Annotated in this window: 18 protein-coding genes and 2 pseudogenes; 14 read left to right on the top strand and 6 right to left on the bottom strand. The window is 59.2% G+C overall.

What is annotated here, in order from left to right:
- Positions 1-105 precede the first annotated feature (105 nt).
- The 3 genes and pseudogenes from P5W99_RS39045 to P5W99_RS39035 form a co-directional block, all read right to left on the bottom strand.
- Positions 106-957: pseudogene (locus tag P5W99_RS39045) on the bottom strand (ISKra4-like element ISBte1 family transposase); the annotation flags it as partial.
- 37 nt (positions 958-994) lie between these two features.
- Complete coding sequence (locus P5W99_RS39040) at positions 995-1,519, bottom strand: plasmid pRiA4b ORF-3 family protein (protein ID WP_434667420.1); 525 nt, start codon at positions 1,517-1,519, stop codon at positions 995-997.
- A gap of 77 nt (positions 1,520-1,596) precedes the next feature.
- Positions 1,597-2,204 (bottom strand): annotated as a pseudogene (locus tag P5W99_RS39035) (ISNCY family transposase); the annotation flags it as partial.
- 388 nt (positions 2,205-2,592) lie between these two features.
- Between P5W99_RS39035 and P5W99_RS39030 the strand changes: the two are divergent.
- The 11 genes from P5W99_RS39030 (at position 2,593) to P5W99_RS38980 (ending at position 13,915) form a co-directional block, all read left to right on the top strand.
- The gene (locus P5W99_RS39030; protein WP_434667417.1) at positions 2,593-3,423 is read left to right on the top strand and encodes a substrate-binding periplasmic protein; all 831 of its coding nucleotides are present in this window, start codon (positions 2,593-2,595) and stop codon (positions 3,421-3,423) included.
- 138 nt (positions 3,424-3,561) lie between these two features.
- Positions 3,562-4,707: a porin gene (locus P5W99_RS39025; RefSeq protein ID WP_434667415.1), complete on the top strand. Its 1,146-nt coding sequence runs from the start codon at positions 3,562-3,564 to the stop codon at positions 4,705-4,707.
- Between the two features lie 429 nt (positions 4,708-5,136).
- Positions 5,137-5,970 (top strand): amino acid ABC transporter ATP-binding protein, encoded by an 834-nt coding sequence (locus tag P5W99_RS39020; RefSeq protein WP_434667412.1) that lies wholly within the window; start codon positions 5,137-5,139, stop codon positions 5,968-5,970.
- A gap of 8 nt (positions 5,971-5,978) precedes the next feature.
- Complete coding sequence (locus P5W99_RS39015) at positions 5,979-6,650, top strand: amino acid ABC transporter permease (RefSeq protein WP_434667409.1); 672 nt, start codon at positions 5,979-5,981, stop codon at positions 6,648-6,650.
- Between the two features lie 10 nt (positions 6,651-6,660).
- Complete coding sequence (locus tag P5W99_RS39010) at positions 6,661-7,326, top strand: amino acid ABC transporter permease (protein WP_434667407.1); 666 nt, start codon at positions 6,661-6,663, stop codon at positions 7,324-7,326.
- 23 nt (positions 7,327-7,349) lie between these two features.
- Positions 7,350-8,240 carry a 4-hydroxy-tetrahydrodipicolinate synthase gene (dapA, locus tag P5W99_RS39005; RefSeq protein WP_434667404.1) on the top strand — a complete coding sequence of 297 codons (891 nt, stop codon included), beginning with the start codon at positions 7,350-7,352 and terminating at the stop codon, positions 8,238-8,240.
- 51 nt (positions 8,241-8,291) lie between these two features.
- On the top strand, positions 8,292-9,308 hold the full coding sequence (locus P5W99_RS39000; RefSeq protein ID WP_434667402.1) for a 4-hydroxyproline epimerase: 1,017 nt from the start codon (positions 8,292-8,294) through the stop codon (positions 9,306-9,308).
- 17 nt (positions 9,309-9,325) lie between these two features.
- The gene (locus P5W99_RS38995) at positions 9,326-10,597 is read left to right on the top strand and encodes an NAD(P)/FAD-dependent oxidoreductase (protein WP_434668431.1); all 1,272 of its coding nucleotides are present in this window, start codon (positions 9,326-9,328) and stop codon (positions 10,595-10,597) included.
- Between the two features lie 12 nt (positions 10,598-10,609).
- The gene (locus P5W99_RS38990; protein WP_434667399.1) at positions 10,610-12,091 is read left to right on the top strand and encodes an aldehyde dehydrogenase family protein; all 1,482 of its coding nucleotides are present in this window, start codon (positions 10,610-10,612) and stop codon (positions 12,089-12,091) included.
- A gap of 12 nt (positions 12,092-12,103) precedes the next feature.
- Positions 12,104-13,135, top strand: coding sequence for a proline racemase family protein (locus P5W99_RS38985; protein ID WP_434667396.1), 1,032 nt, complete (start codon positions 12,104-12,106; stop codon positions 13,133-13,135).
- A gap of 72 nt (positions 13,136-13,207) precedes the next feature.
- Positions 13,208-13,915, top strand: coding sequence for a GntR family transcriptional regulator (locus P5W99_RS38980; RefSeq protein ID WP_434667394.1), 708 nt, complete (start codon positions 13,208-13,210; stop codon positions 13,913-13,915).
- Positions 13,916-13,967: 52 nt separating this feature from the next.
- Here the strand turns inward: P5W99_RS38980 and P5W99_RS38975 are convergent, their stop codons facing one another.
- Positions 13,968-15,380: a PLP-dependent aminotransferase family protein gene (locus P5W99_RS38975; RefSeq protein ID WP_434667392.1), complete on the bottom strand. Its 1,413-nt coding sequence runs from the start codon at positions 15,378-15,380 to the stop codon at positions 13,968-13,970.
- A gap of 114 nt (positions 15,381-15,494) precedes the next feature.
- Between P5W99_RS38975 and P5W99_RS38970 the strand changes: the two genes are divergently transcribed.
- Positions 15,495-16,823 carry an aspartate aminotransferase family protein gene (locus tag P5W99_RS38970; protein WP_434667390.1) on the top strand — a complete coding sequence of 443 codons (1,329 nt, stop codon included), beginning with the start codon at positions 15,495-15,497 and terminating at the stop codon, positions 16,821-16,823.
- 49 nt (positions 16,824-16,872) lie between these two features.
- Positions 16,873-18,396 carry a CoA-acylating methylmalonate-semialdehyde dehydrogenase gene (locus P5W99_RS38965; protein ID WP_434667387.1) on the top strand — a complete coding sequence of 508 codons (1,524 nt, stop codon included), beginning with the start codon at positions 16,873-16,875 and terminating at the stop codon, positions 18,394-18,396.
- A 273-nt stretch (positions 18,397-18,669) separates the two neighbouring features.
- Here the strand turns inward: P5W99_RS38965 and P5W99_RS38960 are convergent, their stop codons facing one another.
- Both P5W99_RS38960 and P5W99_RS38955 read right to left on the bottom strand, forming a co-directional pair.
- A complete protein-coding gene (locus tag P5W99_RS38960; protein WP_434667385.1) occupies positions 18,670-19,428 on the bottom strand; it encodes an SDR family NAD(P)-dependent oxidoreductase in 759 nt (252 codons plus the stop codon).
- Between the two features lie 163 nt (positions 19,429-19,591).
- Positions 19,592-20,884 (bottom strand): D-amino acid dehydrogenase, encoded by a 1,293-nt coding sequence (locus P5W99_RS38955; protein WP_434667383.1) that lies wholly within the window; start codon positions 20,882-20,884, stop codon positions 19,592-19,594.
- Positions 20,885-21,079: 195 nt separating this feature from the next.
- Here P5W99_RS38955 and P5W99_RS38950 point away from each other — a divergent pair, with 195 nt between their 5' ends.
- On the top strand, positions 21,080-21,775 hold the full coding sequence (locus P5W99_RS38950; RefSeq protein WP_434667381.1) for an SDR family oxidoreductase: 696 nt from the start codon (positions 21,080-21,082) through the stop codon (positions 21,773-21,775).
- The last annotated feature ends 34 nt before the right edge of the window (positions 21,776-21,809 follow it).

The following is a 21,809-nucleotide window of genomic DNA, read 5'->3' as shown; positions in this document are numbered from 1 at the left end:
AAGCGGCTCCTCACGCCGTTTCCGCCAGATTTTGCACGGATCGAACGAATACCCCCGCCTTGCTGTTGGGCGAGAGTGGTCCAATGCGCGCGGCATAAACCCATCAGCGTGATTGTTGACCGGGAGCGCCGGATACCATCGCTCGAAGCGTGACCGCAACTGCTCATTCAGGACCGCCGTCCTCACCTGCAGAAGGGCATGCGCGAGAGCCGGCCGCCACGCCATCTGCTGCCGCTTCACAAAGCGCTTGCTGACCACCTGGTTGACCGCCGATTCGACGAAACTCGAGGTGATCGGCGCCCCATGACGGTAGCGGTCTCCGTAGTTCACGATAAAGCTCTGGTTATTTTCGATGTAACCGATGAACTCCTCCAGTCTGGCCAGCAGCCTGGCCTCCTCTTGACTGCCAACCGCGGCGAGTTCCCAGCCCAGGCTTTCAAGCCGCTGCAGCGCCGGATAAGGGCAGCCGTGCCAGAGGTGCCATTTTGCACTGTGCAGCCTATCGATCAGCGCGCCGACGGCCGGCCGTTCGTCGCGGTCCGGCAACCCCTTGATCACCTGTTCCAGATTCTGCACCCGCATGGCGACGTGAAACCAGTCGAGTACCCTCTCGTCACAATCGCCAAAGTCGAGCTGGGCGCGGCGCACGGTGTCGCCGCCGTCGAACAGGAAAGTTACTGGCTGGTCCGCACCGACACCCTCGTGGGCGAGAAGCGCCAACATCCGATCGGCGGGCGCGTGCTCGAGTACCGGACACACGCTCATCCGAGCGATCGCTTCGGCGGCCTGCGCGTCGATCATCGAACGCTGAAGCTGGCCCAGCAGCGCCTTTGCCTCATCAAGATGCAAGCCGAGTGAGCCGGCATCGAAGCCTTCCCGTTCGAAGCGGGCAATCTCAGTGATACTCGGCTGCTCGTCGACGTCCGTCTGAACCACAATCTGCACGCTGATCTGCATGGCGGCCTCCGCTGGGCGCATCGCCCGGGCGGACAGCTTACCGCGCCAGCGTCTGCAGGCGTTCATTCGCCGCCCGACGGTCGAAACGCCGGTCCAGCCAGATCAACCATCCATCGGCCTCGATGCGCAGATCGTCCACGTCAATCAGGCCTTCGCGTAAAGTCTCAATCCACTCGAGAAATTCGTGTTCGCCATGTACTTCCACAGCGTTCATGTATCTCTCGGATCCGCCGGTATCTTCCGGCGGGCAGCGCCCGGCGCCCGCGATACAGCGAGGTAGTGGTCTTGACAGCAGGTCGCACGTTCGCCGCTCGACGCGCACGTCGTGTAACCACCGCGAGGTGAAATCGTACACGTAGGCAAAGCGCTCATGTTCGTGCAGGCCAAACGCTGCCAGCGACAGGGGGTCTGGGCCGTCGAAGAACTGCAACGCGCCGTCACGATGTCCACCATAACGCCACCCGCGGATGATGAACCGGTGCAGGTGTTCGTCGTTCCAGCCCATGGCGAGTTGCATCACACGATGCAGTTGCGCAATCGTGACCTGCTCGGGAATCAGCACTCGCCGCCAGACCGGAGGGCTCACGCCGCGCAGACTGATTCGCAACTGGAGGACTGAAGGCGGATCGGAAGGCTCGGGGCCTTGTCGCTGTACAGCGCTACCGGCTTGCCGTGACGCTCCAGGTACGCACGCGTCGCCTCGAAATAGCTGAACGTCTATTCGGTCTGCGTAAAGTGCAGGTGCATGATGCGGCTCGTCGCATCGTCCACATACACCAGCAGCGTGCAGGCCGGTGCGCGCTCCTCGAACCAGCGGTGATCGCTGCCGTCGATCTGGATCAGCTCGCCCAGGCACGCACGCCGTGCTCGCGGCTGGTAGACCTTTGGTGGACGCTGCGCACGTGGAATCCACAGCCCGGCGTCCGCCATGAGCTTCCTGACCGATTCCTTTGACAGCACCAGCCCATGACACTCACGCAGCTTCTCGCAGGCCAGCGTCGCCCTAAATCGGCTTAGCGCTCTCGGATGATGGTCAGCGCGCGCAACGCCAGTCCTTCGTCGAGCTTCCGGTTGCCTGGACGGCCGCGCTTGCCGGACGTCACGCCTTGCGCTCCGTTCTCGCGATACCGGATCACCAGCCGTTCGATCTGGCGCATGCTCAGGCCCAGCCGTTCAGCAGCACGGCCCGGCTTCAGGCCCAAATCGACCACCGCCTGAATCACCTTGATTCGGTCAAGCTCTCGCATCGCGTCAGTGTCACCAGTTCAACTGGTCGCACACGACATAATGAAATGGCCAGCCCGATCCCACCGACCGTTCTACGATAGGCAGTTCGGTCCGCGGTAGAGGATATAGCTTCTACAACACACCATAGCGAGCTTCTTCTTCGCCGTCGAGCGCTGCCGACGCGCGTGGCCGTCAACATTTCCATTACCTCCCGCCCGGTGTTAGCCAAGAACACCGTCGGATGCCATCGCTGTAACGCTGTAACTCATGCCGACCAGGACAATCGCCTAGTTGACAGCACGAATTATGGCTTTCTATGATGCATACATCGCTGCACACAATTAAGCGCACAGAATTGTGTGGCGAGTAGTCTTTGTCTACTGGATTACCCTCACTGGAGAAGTCATCATGGCTCGGCTGTCTCGCATTACCCGTCATATTCTTGTCAGTCTTGCAGCAGTTGGCTGCGTAATCGCCAGCGCACCGTCGCATGCCGAGGACAACGGCACATGGCAAAGCGTAAAAAAGGCTGGTGTGCTGCGGTGCGGCGCGGCAGTTGCGCCTCCCTATGTGATGCGTGACCCGAAGACCGGGGCATATAGTGGCTTCTTCTCGGACTTGTGTCGCGACTTTGGCCAGAACGTCCTCAAGGTGAAGGTCGAGTTCGTCGATACCACCTGGGACAACATCGTCGCGGGCCTGCAATCGGACAAATGGGATTTGTCAATGGCGCTCAACGATACGCCCGAGCGTGAAAAGGCTATTTCCTTCTCGGCCCCCGCGACTGACTACAACGTTTCGCTCGTGTACAACAAGAACAATCCCAAGATTCCCAAAGGGGCTCATAACCTCTCTGACATTGACAAGCCCGGCGTGACCATCGCTGTCATGTCCGGAACTTCTCAGGACAAGGCCATTTCGGCCGCCATCAAGCAGGCGCAAATCATGAGGCTGCCGGGCAATGATGAGACGCGTCTGGCGTTGATGTCGAAGCGCGCCGACCTTCTGGCGGATGCGAACATCACCAACATGCTCCTGACTGAGGAGCATCCTGAATGGGCTGTCGCGATTCAACCCAACCCGCCGCTCGCTCAACAGGAGGTCTCGTTCGGCCTGCGCAAAGAAGCGCCAAAGGCGGACATCGCTGTTCTCAACGACTTTCTGAACTCCCAGGTCAAATCGGGCGCAGTCAACCGCCTCATCAAGACTTCCGTCCAGGCAATGCTTGTCTCCAAGTGAGAGCTTTGGCGCCGCTGGCCCGTATGGTCTGGCGGCGCCATTTTTTGCATCAGCCTGAAGAATCCCGGCGTTTTGAAGTAGCAAGCGAAGAAATCCATCAAAAAAGGCCATTCAAGGCCAAAACGGTTTGGATAACTAATGAAAAAGACACTGGTCGGCGCCGTGCTCGCGAGCGCCACGCTTCCCGCATTCGCACAAAATTCGGTGACGCTGTACGGAGTCGTCGACGAGGGGTTTAACTATACAAATAATGTCAATGGCTCAAAGGTCTATGAGCTTCAGAGCGGCTACGTCCAGGGTAGCCGCTGGGGGCTGAAAGGAACGGAAGACCTTGGCGGAGGGCTGAAGACGGTTTTCCAGCTTGAAAACGGCTTTGACGTGAACAACGGAAAGCTCGGGCAAGGCGGCTTGATGTTTGGCCGACAAGCTTACGTCGGTCTGACAAGCGAGCGGTTTGGCACTGTGACCTTGGGGCGCCAGTACGACTCCGTTGTCGACTATCTTGCTCAGACGACCGCGAACGGCAGTTGGGGCGGCTATCTTTTTGCGCACCCATACGATAACGACAATACCGACAACACATTCCGTGTAAACAACACCGTCAAATACACGAGTCCGAGCTTTTCGGGCCTGCAATTTGGCGGCACCTACAGTTTCAGCAACGACACGAATTTTGCGAACAATCGCCAGTACAGCGTGGGAATGCAATACGCGACCGGCGGTTTGCTGTTCGCCGCAGCCTATCTCCAGGCGAACAATCCCTCGGCGACGGCCACTGGCGCAATCAACAACGGCGGGGATGAAAATTTTGTTGCCAACAGGCTCCGTATCTTCGGTGCTGGACTCAATTACACCTTTGGCAGCGCAACGCTGGGATTCGCGTACACGAATACCTACGTCGTGCAACCGCTCAGTTCGGGTTATGTCGGTGCAATCACCCCGACCGGAGGCGCGACTTTATCGTCGCTCAGATTTAACAACTTTGAAGTCAACGCAAAATATCAAATCACCCCAGCGTTTTTCGTCGGTGCGGCATACACATACACGCGCACCAGCTTTGATGCCACCAGCGGCAAGCTGCATCCAGTGTTCCACACGGCCGGGCTGATGGCGGACTACAACCTGTCGAAGCGAACAGACGTCTATCTGCAGGGTGGTTATCAACACGCAGGGGGCGACAAGACGGGCACAGTCCTCGACGTCGCGTACGTGCCAGGCGCGGACGCCGTTTCGTCCACCTCGAACCAGTTCGTCCTGCGCGCAGCCATCCGGCATAAGTTCTGACGAAATCGGTATCGCCTTCAATTGCGGCAGAGCGCACAGGCGTTCTGCCGCTCGTCGCATTGGCAGCACGCATCGGGCTTCCTGCCCACGACACTACACGGCCTCTACCTCTGGCCCACCCCCTTTCGGCCGCTATCAAGGGCGCCTCTTTCCCCGTGTTTTCCCTGGGAATCCCCAATCAGTCGTTGACGACCATCTTTTGACTTTCTAATATGTGTACAACGTTGCACACAATAAGACGTGCAGGCTTGTGTCCTGATGATGGCGTTGTACGCGATAGTCGCGGAAGTTGGCTAGAAGTGTGGCGCTCGGCCTGCAGGCGCGAAATGCGGCGAGGCTGACATCGCGAAGGATTCAGGGCCAGCCGTCAAACGGCAGATTCGATTCACACATTGCGTGCTTCCCGGTGCGCTCCGCTGGAGAGATTTCATGTTGTCACCGCAAACCATGGCTGCCAGACCTGGCGCTTCCTCGTCCGTCTTTGACTTCTCCCCGTCGACGACGGGCGACTTCGTGCAGTTCCGGGATGTCTACAAGCGCTACGGCGAAAACCTGGTTGTCATGGACCATTTGAGTCTCGACATGCGCGCGGATGACCGCCTGGTCATCATTGGCCCGAGCGGAAGTGGCAAGAGTTCGCTGCTGCGCGTCATGATGGGGCTGGAAGGTATTCAGGGCGGGCAGATTGGTTTCGAGGGCAAGCCGTACATCTATGGCGCCGATTCTGGGCGCTCGAAGCGTATCGACGCGAAGCTGCAGAAGCAGATTGGAATGGTGTTCCAGCACTACACGCTATTTCCGCACCTTTCCGTTCTGGGCAACCTCATCCTCGCGCCGGTAAAAACCGCGGGCATCTCGAAAGCGGAGGCGACCGAGCGCGCCCGTACGTACCTTGCGCGCCTGGGGCTCGAAAGCAAACTTCACGCGTATCCGAGCCAGCTCTCTGGCGGCCAGAAGCAGCGGGTGGCCATCGCACGAGCGCTCATGCTCGAGCCGAAGCTGATGCTCTTCGATGAAGTGACGTCGGCCCTCGACCCCGAGATGGTCATTGAAGTGCAAAACGTGATGTTGCAGTTGGCCGAACAAAAGATGGCGATGATTATCGTCACGCATGACATGCATTTCGCCCGGGATATTGCGACACGTGTGGTCTTCTGTGCCGGAGGAAAAATCGTCGAGCAGGGCGCCCCGGCGGAGATGTTCAAGTGTCCGAAGGAAGCTCGCACGCGGGAATTCCTCGAGAAAGTTCTGCATCTCGACTGAGGCCGACCATGAACTACCAGTTTGACTTCCACTTCCTGGAAGGAAGCTTCGGGTCCTTGCTCGAAGGCCTGAAAGTCACCATCGAACTCGCTGTTGCCTCAAACATCATGGGCCTCGTGTTCGGCTTTCTCCTCTGCCTGCTGGCCATGAGCCGCTGGGTCATCGTTCGCTGGCCCGCGCAGCTGTTCATCGAATTCTTCCGGTGCACTCCGGCGCTGCTCCAGATCGTATGGTTCTTCTACTGCATTCCGATGATGGTCGACGTGTTCATTGACCCCATTGTCATGGGCATTCTGGCGCTCGGCCTGAACCTCACCGCCTTCAATGCGGAGGCCTACAGGGCGGGGGTGCAGGCGGTACCAAAAGAGCACCTCGATGCATGCGTTGCGTTGGGATTGAAGCCCTGGCAGCGTACCTTCTACGTGGTCCTGCCGCAGGCACTTCGCAGCGCAATGCCCGTCCTCATGACTAACGGCATTGGCAGCCTGCAGCAAAGTGCGCTCGTCGCGATTGTCGCAGTGGCGGACCTGATGTACGTCGGCAAGAGTCTTGCAACTCAGGCCTATCGACCCCTCGAAACCTACACGGTCGTCGCTCTCATTTATTTCGCGCTTTCGCTTCCAATAGCGAGACTCGTCCACGTGATTGAGCGTCGTCAGGAACTGGCACATCAGCGCTAAGGAGAAGACCATGAATCTTGATTTTTCTTCTGTGTTGCCCTACTGGCTGGTCCTGCTCAAGGGGCTGGGTTTGACGCTTGCAATCACCAGCAGCTGTTCCGTCATTGGCAGCTTGGCAGGGTTTGTTCTCAGTCTGCTCCGTATGTCGCCGTCTCGATGGGTGAAAACAGCCACGACGTTGTATGTCGAATTCTTCAGAGGCACTCCGCTGCTCATTCAACTGTTTTGGGTCTTCTTCTGCTTTCCGGTCGTGTTTCGCATTCCGATTCCGCCGTACGCGTCGGTGGTCATTTCGCTCACCTTGTACATGGCGGCCATTACGAGCGAGACCTTCCGCGGCGCACTCAAATCTATCTCGTCTGAGCAGCACGATGCCTGCATCGCGCTCAGCCTGACACCGCAGGCGAAGATTGTGTACGTGATTTTTCCTCAGGCACTCCTGAGAGCAATTCCTCCCTTGCTCTCAAACGTCGTCAGCTTGTTCAAGGAGAGCGCACTCATCTCGTCTGTGGGTGTAGCAGACCTCATGTTCGTAGGGCAGAACATTTCGAATAGCACCGCACGGCCGGTCGAGTTCCTGACAACGGTCGCAATGATTTACTTCCTTGTCGCTTTCCCGCTGACGCGTCTCGTCGGCGTGGTTGAGACGAAATTGCTCAGGCGCTTTGCCTACTAACCCCCCAACCATTCCTTCGTGAAGTGGAGAAACACATGCAGATGAAAGGTATCCTGCCGGCGCTCGTTACGCCGTTCAACGCGTCGGGCGCTGTCGACCATGACACCCTCGCGAACATCCTCGAATTCCAGTTGAAGGCTGGTGTGAACGGCTTCGTGCCGCTTGGTAGTACGGGCGAATACTACGCCCTGACGCACGATGAGCGTCGCGCCATTCTGAAGACGGTTCTGGAAGTCGTCGGTGACCGCGGCATGCTCATTGGTGGAGCAAACGGCTCGTGTACCCGCGAAGTTATCGAACAGACGCGTCTGGTGCGCGACGCAGGTTACACGAACGTTCTGATTGCTCCGCCGTACTACGCTCTGCCGTCGCAGGAAGAACTCGTCGGCCACTATCAGGCGATTCTCGAAGCGGTGCCGGACGTCAACGTTGTTCTGTACAACTATCCGGTACGCACCAACGTGGAAGTGGGCTTCGGTGTGCTGGACGCGTTCAAGGACAACCCGCGTGTCATTGGCATCAAGGAGAGCAGCGGTAACCTGCTGCGTGCCATCGAAATCGGGGAGAAGTACAAGGACCACTACCAGCTGTCGTGCGGTTCCGACGACCAGGCACTGGACTTCTTCCTGTGGGGCGCGACCAGCTGGATTTGCGGTCCGGCAAATTGCTTCGTCAAGCCGGTGGTCGACTTCTACAACAAGTTCACCGCAGGCGACATCCGCGGTGCGCAGGACGTGATGCGCTCGCTGTTCCCGGTCATGGCGACCATGGAGGCAGGCAAGTTCGTCCAGAAGGTGAAGTACGGCTGCGAACTGGCCGGTTTCAAGGTCGGCGCAGCGCGTATGCCGCTGCAGCCGCTGACCGACGAAGAGAAGGCCGACTTCCGCGCCGTCTTCGAGGCGGCCCAAGGCTGACAAAGGCCGGCGGGTTGCTCCGCCGGCAAATCACTCTTCCAGGGATTCCGGATGAGCAAATACAGTTTCATGAGCATCGAGGGGCATACCGAGGGTATGCCCGTTCGCATGGTGATTGACGGAGCACCATTGCTTGCGGGGGCGACCATGGAGGCACGCCGCGAAGCGTTTGTCGAAAGGCATGACTGGATTCGGCGCGCGCTGATGCTGGAACCGCGTGGACACGCCCATATGTCCGGGACGCTTCTGTACCCGCCGGTGTCAGACGATGCCGACATGAGCCTGCTTTTCATCGAGACGTCGGGTTGCCTGCCGATGTGCGGTCATGCCTCGATTGGTTCTGTTTCGTTTGCACTCGAAGCTGGTCTCGTCCGCCCGCGAACCGCCGGTACCGTCGTTGTCGATGTGCCGGCAGGAAAGCTCACCGCCAGGTACGAAATGGACGGCAGCCGGGTCGCTTCGGTGCGCTTCACGAACGTACCGAGCTTCCTGCTTCATCGTGATGTCGAAATCCGGCATCCGCATTTGGGCACGTTGAATATCGACATTGCCTACGGTGGGAATTTCTATCCTATTGTGGAAGTACAGCCGAACTTCCCTGGCTGCGAACACTTTTCTCCGGAGGAACTGCTGGAATGGGGTCGCCAGTTGCAAACGACGGTAAACGAAGCAATCAACGTGGTTCACCCCGATAACCCGGGCATTCGCGGGGTGAGGCACGCCATGTGGACCGGCGCACCGGTCTCGGAAGGCGCAGATGCCCGAGCGGTGGTTATCGCCGGCGAAAGCCTGATTGACCGCTCACCGTGTGGTACCGGAACGTCAGCGCGGGTGGCCCAGCGACATGCGCGCGGTCTGCAACGCGAAGGAGAGGCCTTCCGGCATCAGAGCCTGATTGGCAGCTGTTTTATCGGTCGGGTCGAGTCGACAACAAAACTCAAGAGTGGTCTCGATGCGGTTTTGCCGAGTGTGGAAGGGCGTGCCTGGGTGACTGGGCGGGCGGAACATTACGTCGACGACTCACAGCCGTACGCTCATGGCTTCAGCCTGCAGGAGTATGTGAATTGAACGCAGTTCCTCGTGAAATGCCATCGCACGAGCCGGTTGCCTCATTGGGCGAAGCCGCCGTGGTGATAGGCGGTGGAATCGTAGGCGTGTGCTGTGCGCTGTATCTTCAGCGCGCTGGCTATGTGGTCACGCTCATCGACCCGGAAGAACCAGGCAACAGTACAGCGAAGTGGAGCTGTGGGCAGATGGCGGTGAGCGAAATCATCCCGCTTTCGAAGCCGGGCATCCTCATGAAAATACCGGGCTGGCTGATGGACCAGAAGGGCCCGCTTGCACTTCGTCCGAGCGCGCTTCCCGGGATTGTTCCGTGGTTCGTACGGTTCCTCATGTGCGCGCGGCATTCGAAGATTGTCGATATCGCTCAGTCCATGGCGACACTGACACGCGATGTCTATGAGGATTACGCTCCGCTACTGGACGCATGTGGCGACAAGGCACTTATGGGTGAGCGTCCTATCCTCGAAGTATTCGATGATCCGAGCGGCATCGCTCACGAGCAGCCCCACCTGGAACTGCGTGAGTCGCTCGGATTCAAGTCGCAGCGGCTCAACGCGAAAGACATCGGCGACCTTGAGCCTGCGCTCGCTGGCAAGTTCGCCCACGGGCTCCTTTTTCCCGACTGGCGTGCGGTGAGCGACACGATGGGCTTCATTGCGGCACTGACGGAAAGCTTCATCGCGCAAGGGGGGCGTCGAGTCCGAACCGAGGTAACGCGGATAGACGAATCCAACGGTCGCGCAACGGGCGTTACGCTCGAGAACGGCGAACGCGTTGCTGCTCGACATGTTGTCATAGCGGCTGGCACTGGCTCGCGCCGCTTCTTCGGTGCACTCGGTGTCAGCGTACCGCTGGAGGGTATTGCGGGCTATCAGGCGGTGGTTAAAAACCCGGGTGTCGAGATTCGCCACTCAACAATCTACGCGGACGGCGGCTTCTGTTTCAGTCCCATGACGCGTGGCCTGCAGATTGGAGGAACCATTGAGTTTGCGGGCCACGGGTCGAAGCCGAACTTCAAGCGCGCGGACATCATTCTCGAGAAGGCAAAGCGCGTCCTGCCGGAGCTACAGACCTCGAATGTCGAGTACGGCGTGGGCTATCGTCCATTCCTGCCGGACACCAAGCCCATCATTGACCGCTCGCGCAGACTGCCTAATGTCTTCATGGCGTTTGGACACGGTCAGCTTGGCCTGACGCTTGGCGCGACAACTGGCCGGCTGATTGCAGACATGGTTGCCGGCCGTCCAACAAAGCAGAACCTTGTGCCTTTTAGCGCCTATCGCTTCTCCTGACGAGACGAACTCATGAAATCGTACGAAAAACTCTATATCGACGGCCGCTGGGTGGCGCCCGTACACAACGGTACTTTCGAAACCGTCGACCCGAGTAACGAGCAGGTCATCGCGAAGGTCGCGGCTGCGACTTCCGAAGATGTCGACCTCGCAGTCAAGGCTGCGCGAAAGGCGTTCGACGAAGGCCCGTGGCCGCGCATGAGCGGCGCAGAGCGCGCGGCTGTCCTTCGCCGGGTTGGCAAGGGCATTCGTGACCGTTTGCAGGAACTCGCTGAAATCGAGGTGCGCGACAACGGCAAGCCGCTCCCGGAAGCGCTCTGGGACCTTGGTGATGCGGCCGGGTGCTTCGAGTTCTATGCAGGCCTCGCCGAGAAACTCGACGCGAACTGCGAGACACCCGTCGCGCTGTCCGATGACCGCTTCAACTCGGTCGTTCGCAAAGAGCCCATAGGTGTGGCCGGCGCCATCATTCCATGGAACTTCCCCATGCTCATGGCTGCATGGAAAGTCGCCCCTGCACTCGCTGCGGGGTGCACGATGGTCCTCAAGCCGTCCGAGCTTACGCCGCTCACAGCGCTCGAACTGGCCGACATTGCGGCGGCAGCGGACCTGCCACCGGGCGTGCTGAACGTAGTGACCGGCTTCGGCAAAGATGCTGGTGCGCCGTTGAGCGAACACCCCGGAATCGACAAGCTTGCATTCACGGGAAGCGTGCCGACGGGAAGCCGCATCATGCAGGCCGCCGCTCGCGACATCAAGAACGTCAGTCTCGAACTGGGCGGCAAGTCGCCGTTCATCGTCTTTGACGATAGCGATATCGATGCCGCAGTCGAGTGGATCATGTTCGGTATTTTCTGGAACCAGGGTGAGGTTTGTTCCGCGACGTCGCGCGTGCTCGTGCAACGCGGCATCTACGCCCGCCTGCTCGAGCGGCTCGAAGAAGAAGCGCGGAAAATCACCATCGGTAACGGCCTTGAAGACGGCGTGCTGCTCGGGCCGCTTGTCAGCAAGGGGCAGTATGAGAAGGTGCTCGATGCGGTCCAGCGCGGCAAGGATGAGGGAGCCCGTCTTGTCACGGGCGGCGGCCGCCCCAAACACCTCGACAACGGTTATTTCATGGAACCCGTGGTCTTTGCCGACGTCCCCGCTGACGCCTGGGTGTGGAACGAGGAGATTTTCGGCCCGGTCGTATGCATCCGGCCGTTCGAAGACGAAGCTGAAGCGGTGTGTTCAGCCAACGACTCGCGCTTTGGCCTTGGCGCGGCCGTGATGTCGCGTGATATGCAGCGCTGCGAGCGCGTTGCGCGCAATCTCCGTGCGGGTATCGTCTGGATTAACTGCTCCCAGCCGACTTTTACGGAGGCGCCGTGGGGCGGGTACAAGCAGAGCGGTATCGGTCGCGAGCTCGGTGAGTGGGGTCTGAATAACTACCTCGAAACGAAGCAGATTACCCGGTACGACAGCGACAAGCCGTGGGGCTGGTACATCAAGTAAGGTGGGTCAATCATGCGCTGGAAAAAGACGCTTCAACTCGTAGACGTGCATTGCGAAGGCGAGATTGGCAAGGTCATCACCGGCGGGGTCGTCGGAATCCCGGGTGAGACCATGCTCGACAAGATGAACTACATCAACGAGGTGGACGACAGCCTTCGCAGGCTCGTCGTGCTCGAGCCGCGAGGCTGCCTCCAGATGTCGGTCAATCTGTTGCTGCCGCCGACGCGACCGGAAGCGCACGCTGGTTTCATCGTGCTGCAGGCGGACAAGGCGCACCCGATGTCCGGGAGCAATGCTATCTGTGTTGTTACTGCATTGCTTGAGCTTGGCATGGTTGAGATGGTCGAGCCGGAAACGACCGTCGTGCTGGATACGCCGGCAGGCCTCGTGACGGCTCGTGCAACCTGCCGGGACGGGCGTTGCACCGGCGTTTCGCTGGATATGGTGCCGTCGTTCGTCGAGCAGCTTGACGTCAGCATCGAAACCGCGCAGTTCGGGAAAATCCGGGCCGACGTCGCTTTTGGCGGTGTCTACTACGCGCTCGTTGACGTCGGGCAGGTGGGACTGACGATTGCCCCGGAGAGCGCGCGCGAGCTCGCCGAGCTGGGGGTGTCGCTGAAGGACGTCATCAATCAGCAGATAACGGTTCAGCATCCGCTTTACCCCCAGATTAACGAAGTGGCCTACGTGATGTTCCGCAATCGCGTGAGCGACGGGCTCTACCAGACTTGCACGACTTTGCCTCCTGGCCGGGTAGACAGGTCCCCGTGCGGTACCGGAAGCTCGGCAAACCTCGCAACGCTCGCCGCGCGTGGCCTCGCGGACGTTGGAACGAAGCTGAAGTCGCGCTCGACCATTGGGGGCGAATTCTCCGTCGAGCTGCTCGGCAAGACGGAAGTCGGCGGCCGGCCTGCGGTCCTGCCGCGTGTACAGGGCCGTGCGTGGATTTACGGCATCCAGCAGATTGGGGTTGACCCGGACGACCCGCTGGCTGCCGGGTTCATGCTGAGCGACACGTGGGGCTCGGGATTTCCGAAGGCCTGAGGGGCGGGGCGCGCGATGTTAAACTTGAGCGCACGCCCGTCCTTCCGGGCCCACGACGATGGCGGTAAGACTATGAGCAGAGATACGAGCGAGGCGGAGGTCAATGTCCGTCGCCATGGCGGACGATATATCTACGAAGAGTTGCGCAGGCAGATTCTGACGCTGCAACTCAAGCCTGGCGCTCCGCTAGACGAAGTTTCGCTTGCGGCGCAATTCGGCCTTTCGCGCTCGCCTGTACGCGACGCGCTGGCGCGATTGATCAGCGAAGGTCTGGTCACCATCCTGCCGAACCGGACGACGCTGGTGACGCCGCTGGAAATTGAAGAATTCCCCAAATACATTTCGGCACTTGACCTCATCCAGCGCGCGGTAACCCGTCTGGCGGCACTGCACCGTACGGATGATGACCTCGTCCGTATCAAAAAGGCTGACGAAGCCTATATGCGGGCGGTTGATAGTGGCGACTCCGAAGCACTGACAGAGACAAACAAGGCGCTGCATATCGAAATCGCGCATGCGGCGAACAATCCCTATTTTGTGGGGTATTACGAGCGACTTCTGGGTGAGGGGCAGCGCCTTACGCATCTCCATTTCGACTTCACCGTGACGTCACCGAACGCGACGAAATTGGGGCGCGACCACGCGGAAATCATCGACGCCATTACGCGAAAGGATGCCGATTTGGCCGAAAGGCTCGCGCACGAACATACGATGCTCTTCCAGAAGCGCTTCCTCGATTACATGCGCCAGAACATGACGGAATCGATGGCAGTTGTCTGATTGCGCAACAGTGCCTTGGTCACTGCGCGGAGTACTCATCGCGCCTTTCGGGCTAGTCGCCGCTGCGCTTCAAGTCCTTCATAAACGTCCAAAGTTCAGGAACGTCAGATGTCGCGGCGTTGAATCTGAACCATTCGGATGCAGGCTCACCGGGGCGGAAGTATGACCCCGGGGCTAGCCAGATACCCTTCGCCAATGCTTCGTTCGTGACGGCAATGCTGTCTTCGGGCCGAATGGGCAATTTCGCCCATAGAAAGAGTCCCGCATTGGGCGCGTGAAATAGCTCGAGTCCCGCGTTGAGCATGGACGCTGCGACACGTGTGTGTGCGTTGAAGAGCCGTTCGCGGATAAAGGCAACATGGCGATCGTAGTGCCCTTCAATCAGGACGTTCGCCACCGCGCGCTCAGTAATTTCGGATGAAGTCAGGCCTACTGCCATCTTCGTCAACGCGAATCGAGAAATGAGCTCCCGGCTTGCCGCGATATAGCCCACCCGCATCGCCGGTGTGATGGTCTTCGAAAAGCCGGACAGATAGATAACCTGCTGCAATCCCTCCATCGCCGCCAGGCACGGCGCGCCGGGCGGCGCGAGTTCTCTGGAAATGTCATCTTCCACGACCCAAAGTCCTTCCCGGTCCGCAATCTGGAGGAGCCGGAATGCTGAGGAAACCGACAGGGATGTGCCTGAAGGATTCTGAAGCACCGTATTGATGAACATGCCCTTCGGTCGATGTTGCTTGACCGCCTCTTCAAGCAGTTCGATATCAATGCCGTCAGGCGTACGCGGGGCGCTGACGACATTGATGAACGCCACCTTGAGAATCTGGAGGAGGTTGCAGTAACAGGGGTCCTCAACAATCACGGTGTCGCCCGGCCGAAGAAGTGTTCGCACGACCAGATCAAGCGCCTGGGTGACGCCTTGCGTGAGCAGGATGTCCGCACTGCCGACGGACAGGGAATAGCGCCGCAGCGAACTGGCGATATGTTCGCGCAGGGTCACCAGGCCGTAAGGATGCCCATAGCCACCAATGCGTGGGCCTGGTACGCGTCCCACGACGCGCAACGCATGCTGCACACCGCTCTCGTTAATCCAGTCATTAGGAATCCAGCCGCATCCAGCCTTGATGGGCACGGATTGGTCAGCAAATACATCGGACAGAAGCCACGCTGCATTCAAGGTTGGCGCGCTCCACCCTGGCGCGTCGGGTGCGCACCCCATAGGGGTTGCGACGCGGTAGCCGGCGCCAGCACGCGCAGTCACCAGTCCGAGGGACACGAGCCGTTGATAAGCCTCGGACACTGTGTAGGTGCTCAGATTGTGGGTCTTCGCCAACTCGCGAACCGAAGGCAGCTTTGTTCCTGCAGGGTAGATGCCGTTGCGCAGTTCGTGTTCGATTGCCGAGACAATCTGATCGACCAGCGTGCCCTCATTCTTCCTGGCGCGGGAAAGATTCAGCTTGAACATTTCAATACAGTCTGAAGGAAATAATCAATACGGTTTGGCCGTTTGATTTTGGGTGTCCAGTGATTGTAGCGTGCGATGTCGCTACAGTTGGCTCCATCAACACGGAGCCATTTCATGAGCACTACGCACAACACCCCGGACCTTTCGAATTTCTGGATGCCGTTCACGGCCAACCGGCAATTCAAGGCGGCCCCGCGACTCTTCAAGTCTGCCAAGGGCATGTACTACACGACCGTGGATGACCGCACCGTTATGGATGCAACGGCAGGTCTCTGGTGCGTGAACGCCGGGCACGGTCGCTCTGAAATCACCGAGGCCGTCGCGGAGCAGCTCGCGACGATGGACTATGCGCCCACGTTTCAGATGGGCCATCCGCTCGCGTTCGAGGCAGCGACCAAAGTCGCGGAATTCATGCCTGCAGGTCTCGACCGAATCTTCTTCACGAACTCCGGTTCCGAATCGGTCGATACCGCACTGAAGATGGCTCTCGCCTATCATCGCGCACGCGGTGAAGGTCAGCGCACCCGCTTTATCGGCCGTGAGCGTGGATATCACGGCGTCGGTTTCGGGGGCATTTCCGTTGGTGGCATCTTGCCGAACCGCAAGGCGTTCTCCGGCAACCTCATGCCCCATGTGGACCACCTTCCGCATACGCTGAACATCGCAGAAGCGGCATTTACCCGCGGCCAGCCGACCTGGGGCGCACACCTTGCCGACGAGCTCGAACGGCTTGTCGCACTGCACGACGCGTCGACCATCGCTGCGGTTATCGTCGAGCCGCTCGCGGGCTCGACGGGCGTGATTGTGCCGCCGAAGGGTTACCTCGAGCGTCTTCGCGAGCTGTGCACGAAGCACGGCATTCTGCTGATTTTCGACGAAGTCATTACCGGCTTCGGACGCCTCGGTGCACCGACGGCGAGCGAGTACTTCGGTGTCACGCCGGACATTATTACGATGGCCAAGGCAATCAACAACGCGGCCATACCGATGGGTGCAGTCGCGGCCAGCCGAACGGTGCACGATACAGTCGTGAATGCCGGTGCCGAAAATGCCATCGAGTTCTTCCATGGTTACACCTACACGGCGCATCCCGCCGCTGCAGCTGCGGCAATCGCAACACTCGACATCTACAAGCGCGACCGCCTCTTCGACCGCGCACGCGAACTGTCGGGCGTGTTCGAAGATGCTGCACATGAACTGCGCGGCTCGCCGCATGTGAAGGACATCCGCAACCTCGGTCTCGTTGCTGGTGTCGAGCTCGAATCACGGCCGGGAGCACCGGGGGCGCGTGCGTATGAGGTCTTTCTGAAGTGCTATGAAGCGGGCGTGCTCGTGCGTTACACGGGTGACATCCTTGCGTTCTCGCCGCCGCTCATCATCGACGAGCAGAAGATTAACCAGATTTTTTCTACGGTTCGCGACGCCCTGCGCAACGTGGCCTGAATGTGAATCTCCGGTCGCAGGTGGCCGGAAAAATTTCCGGAGTTTCGAAATGAATGTTGCAAACGAGAATTCGAATCTTGCTGTGAAGCAGGTTAGCCACTTCATCAACGGACGGGTGGTTGAGCCGTCGAGCGGTCAATTCAAGGATGTGTTCAATCCCGCGACGGGCGAAGTGACGGGGGCGGTAGCGCTTGCCTCGGTCGACGAAGTCAACCAGGCGGTACAGGCGGCCAACGCGGCCTTCGCCAGCTGGAGCGAGATGGCGCCGCTCAAGCGCGCCCGCATCCTGTTCAAGTTCAAGGAACTGCTCAACAAGCATCACGATGAGCTCGCAATGCTCATCACGCGCGAGCACGGCAAGGTATTCACGGATGCGCAGGGCGAAGTCGTCCGCGGTATCGAGGTCGTCGAGTTCGCGTGTGGCATTCCCAATCTGCTCAAGACCGACTTCACCGACCAGATTGGCGGCGGCATCGACAACTGGAATCTGCGTCAGCCGCTCGGCGTGGTAGCGGGTATCACGCCGTTCAACTTTCCCGTGATGGTGCCGATGTGGATGTTCCCTGTAGCACTCGCATGCGGCAACACGTTCGTGCTGAAGCCGTCGGAGCGTGACCCATCGGCTTCGCTGCGCCTGGCAGAACTGCTGAAAGAAGCGGGTCTGCCGGATGGCGTGTTCAACGTCGTGAACGGTGACAAAGTGGCTGTCGATGCGCTCATTGACCATCCCGATGTCGCCGCACTGTCGTTTGTCGGCTCGACGCCGATTGCGGAGTACATCCATTCTGAAGCGTCGAAGCGAGGCAAGCGCGTGCAGGCGCTGGGCGGTGCAAAAAATCACCTCGTGGTGATGCCCGACGCCGACCTGGACCAGGCCGTGGACGCACTGATTGGCGCGGCCTACGGTTCGGCAGGCGAGCGCTGCATGGCGATCTCGGTGGCTGTCGCGGTGGGCAACACCGGCGACCAGCTCATCGAAAAGCTGATTCCGCGTGTGAAGTCGCTCGTTATCAAGAATGGCGAGAACCTCGATGCGGAAATGGGCCCGCTGGTGACGAGTGAACACAAGGCCAAGGTGACCGGCTACATTGCTTCGGGCGAGGCAGAAGGCGCGAAGCTCATCGTTGATGGTCGCGCTCATCCGGTTTCCGCCGAACCGGGCTACTTCATCGGAGGCACGCTGTTCGATGACGTTCGCACAGACATGAAAATCTACAAGGAGGAGATTTTCGGCCCAGTCCTTGCGGTGATTCGCGTGCCGGACTTCGCGAGTGCCGTGAAGCTGATTAACGCACACGAGTTTGCGAACGGTGTGTCGCTGTACACGTCGGATGGCGGCGTTGCACGCGCGTTTGCACGCCAGATTCAGGTCGGCATGGTCGGCGTGAACGTGCCGATTCCAGTGCCGATGGCGTGGCATTCGTTTGGCGGCTGGAAACGCTCGCTGTTTGGCGACCACCATGCCTATGGCGAGGAGGGTGTCCGCTTCTACACGCGCTACAAGAGTGTGATGCAGCGCTGGCCGGACAGCATCGCAAAGGGCGCAGAATTTACGATGCCTGTCGCAAAGTGATGTGCTGATGTTGTAGCCCGGCGGACCGGTGCCAGGTCCGCCGGGAAAAGTTGCCGGGTTCAAAGCACACCGTCGCAGGGTCGCTTCCGCAGAGAGAAGATGGCAAGCAATAATGCAGGCTCCAGCGGAGGGGCTGTTGCAGAATTTCGCTGGCCGATGACCGAGCCGCGCACCCGCCGGCGCCGCCGCCGGTGGCGCCTTCCGTACTCCCCATGGGCTGCATGGCGACGACTACGGGCTCGTTTCGCCTAACAGGAACCGCTGCGAAGTTGTTTATCGGATGTAGCTGCCGCCGTTCACATCGACTGTGGCTCCGTTTAGCGAAACCTGTGATCTACGGAGAACGAACGAAACAAGTTCGGCGACTTCCGATGGCATTGCCATTTCTCCAATGGGAATTTCCGCCACAGCGGTCAGCTTCCCGTGCTTCTCCACGTATTCTGCTGCCATGTCGGTGAGCACCCAACCGGGCGCAATGTTGACGGCCGTTACGCCGTCGGCCGCGAAAGAGCGGGCGATGGATTTCGTGAGATTCGCGAGCGCCGACTTGGCGGCGCCATAAGGCATCGCGTTCGCCGCATAACCCCGCTGGCCTGCGCGGCTTGTCATATTGACGATGCGTCCTCCACCGTTTTCCCCGAAGTGCTTGATGGCTTCCCTGCATAGGTCAACCGCTGAAAAAAAGTTAACCTGAAACTCTCTCTGCCAGGCGGCGTGCCAATCATCAATGCTGTCGTCGACCGTGACCTCGGTGCGAATACCGGCGCCGTTGACGAGATCGTGGATACGGCCGGTCGCATCAATGGCCCTGCGCCAGAGTTCGAAGGCTCCGTCGCGTGAGGACAAATCGCTTTGAACAATCACGCCTTTGCCGTCAATATGGGCGAGCAATGCATCCGCCTTCGTCTTGTCGCGGCCATAGTGAATGATTGGTCGCGCGCCGTCGGCAGCTAATTGTTCGACGATAGCGGCACCAATACCCCCGGAAGCCCCTGTCACGAGGACGGTCTGACCATCAAGCGGCTTACCCAAGTTTCTCTCCTGACATAAAGGGATGCGTTGTCTTCTTCAGGCATCAGAAAGCCCGAATTTCCAATGGTGTGGATTGTGATTTGCGACCCGCTAATCGGGCGGCGATAGGGGACCGCCGAGTATTGGCGGATTGCGCCGGCGCATCTGCCGACGCTTTCGACATTCAACTGAGGTCGAAGTCCGCTGGAGCCGGGGTGTCCTTCGCGTAGCGGGAGACATTCAGGTCGTCGTGTCGAATCGCCGGCTGTTTACCTGAAATCAGGTCGGCCAAAAGCTGGGCGGAACCACAGGACATGGTCCAGCCGAGCGTGCCATGACCAGTATTCAAATAGAGGTTCGGTACTGCGGTGCTACCCACAATCGGCGTGCCGTCAGGCGTCATGGGACGAAGCCCTGTCCAGAACGTTGCCTTCGCGGTATCGCCCCCGCCCGGGAACAGGTCGTTCGCACACATTTCCAGCGTTTCGCGGCGGGCTTCGCGCAGGCGTTTGTCGAAGCCAACAATTTCCGCCATTCCCCCGACACGAATGCGCTTGTCGAACCGCGTGATAGCGATTTTGTACGTTTCATCTAGTACCGTCGAAACCGGCGCGCATTGCTCATTGATGATGGGAGCGGTAATGGAGTACCCCTTGAGCGGGTAGACAGGAATCTTGACGACGTCAGAGAGGAAATTGGTCGAATATGCACCGAAAGCCACGACGAACGCATCGGCGTGAATGAGCTTGGCACCATGTCGGACGCCAACAACTTTACCACCCTCAACGACGAGACCATCGACCTGCGTGTTGTACCGAAAAGTCACGCCAGCGCGCTCAGCCAAAGCAGCAAGTCGAGTCGTAAACAACTGGCAGTCGCCCGTTTCATCGCCCGGCAAACGCAGACCACCGGTCAATTTGTGCGAAGTGGCTGCCAGAGCCGGCTCAACCCGGGCGAGCTCCTGTCTGGTCAGCAACTCGTATGGGACATTGGCCTCCTCAAGCACGGCAATGTCCTTCGCCGCACCGTCGAATTGCTGCTGGGTCCGAAAAACCTGCAAGGTGCCACCCGTGCGGCCCTCATATTGAATGCCTGTCTCTGCTCTTAGCGCCTTCAGGCAGTCACGACTGTATTGCGCGAGTCTGACCATCCTGTTCTTGTTGATGGCATAGCGCTCCGCAGTACAGTTCTGCAGCATCTGCCACATCCATTGAAGCTGGAACTGCTTGTCCTCGTCGTCCGGGCGAATCGCGAGCGGCGCGTGCTTCTGAAACATCCACTTCACTGCTTTCAACGGTACGCCTGGAGCCGCCCATGGTGCTGCGTACCCAGGGGAAATCTGCCCCGCATTTGCGAAGCTCGTCTCGAGTGCAGGCCCTTGCTCGCGGTCAATGACGGTGACTTCGTGCCCTGCACGCGAAAGATAGAACGCGCTCGTCACTCCCACGACCCCACTTCCCAACACGACGACACGCATGGCGGCTCCTGCGATAGAATTAATTGCACACAACAATGTATGCAGAATTAGGAGATGATGCTACTCATACTTTGGCAGTTTTTACTAATGTTTAGTCTGGAATTTTTGGTTGAATTGCCTGTTTTTACGAGGAAAATCAGTTTTACTTGTTAAATGCGGTTTATCGTTTTTTGACCGACTTTCGACGGAGGTGAGATGGATAAGGTTGCGATTGTTACTGCTGCTGGCAAAGGGATGGGCGCCGCTATTGCGAGGGAGCTTGCGAAGACCCATCGAGTCGTCCTGATGTCGCCATCGGGGAGTGCGGAGCAGTTGGCGCATGAACTGGGCGGCGTAGGCATTTCGGGCTCGGTCACGGAGGAATCCGACCTGCAACGTCTTGTCTCAGCGGCCCTGGGCAAATACGGTCGCATTGACGCTGTTGTCAACAACACGGGACACCCGCCCAAAGGGGACCTCCTGGCGCTCGATGATGCAAGCTGGCACACAGGTCTTGACATGCTGATACTCAACGTAGTGCGCATGATGCGCCTGGTGACGCCGGTCATGGAAGCGCAGGGTGGCGGTGCCGTCGTGAACATCTCGAGCTTTGCCGCAGTAGCTCCGGAGCAGTCAATGCCGGTTTCGTCGGCGCTCCGGGCAGCGTTGGGCGCCTGGACTCATATGTACGCTGAGCGCTACGCCGCGAGGAACATCCGTATGAATGCAGTGCTTCCGGGGTTTATCGACAGCTGGCCCGAGACACCGGAAATCGTAGACCGTATTCCGGCGGCGAGATTTGGCAAAACCAACGAAATCGCTAAAACCGTGGCATTTCTGCTGTCAGATGGGGCGGGCTACATCACGGGGCAGAACATCCGTGTCGACGGCGCCATTGTGCGCGCGGTGTGACCAACACTTATCTTTTCTCACAAACGTGAACTAC

Source organism: Paraburkholderia sp. A3BS-1L (assembly GCF_051125215.1).
Lineage (GTDB): Bacteria > Pseudomonadota > Gammaproteobacteria > Burkholderiales > Burkholderiaceae > Paraburkholderia.
The sequence above is the reverse complement of the archived record's forward strand: the minus strand, read 5'-3'. Positions and strand labels throughout refer to the sequence as shown.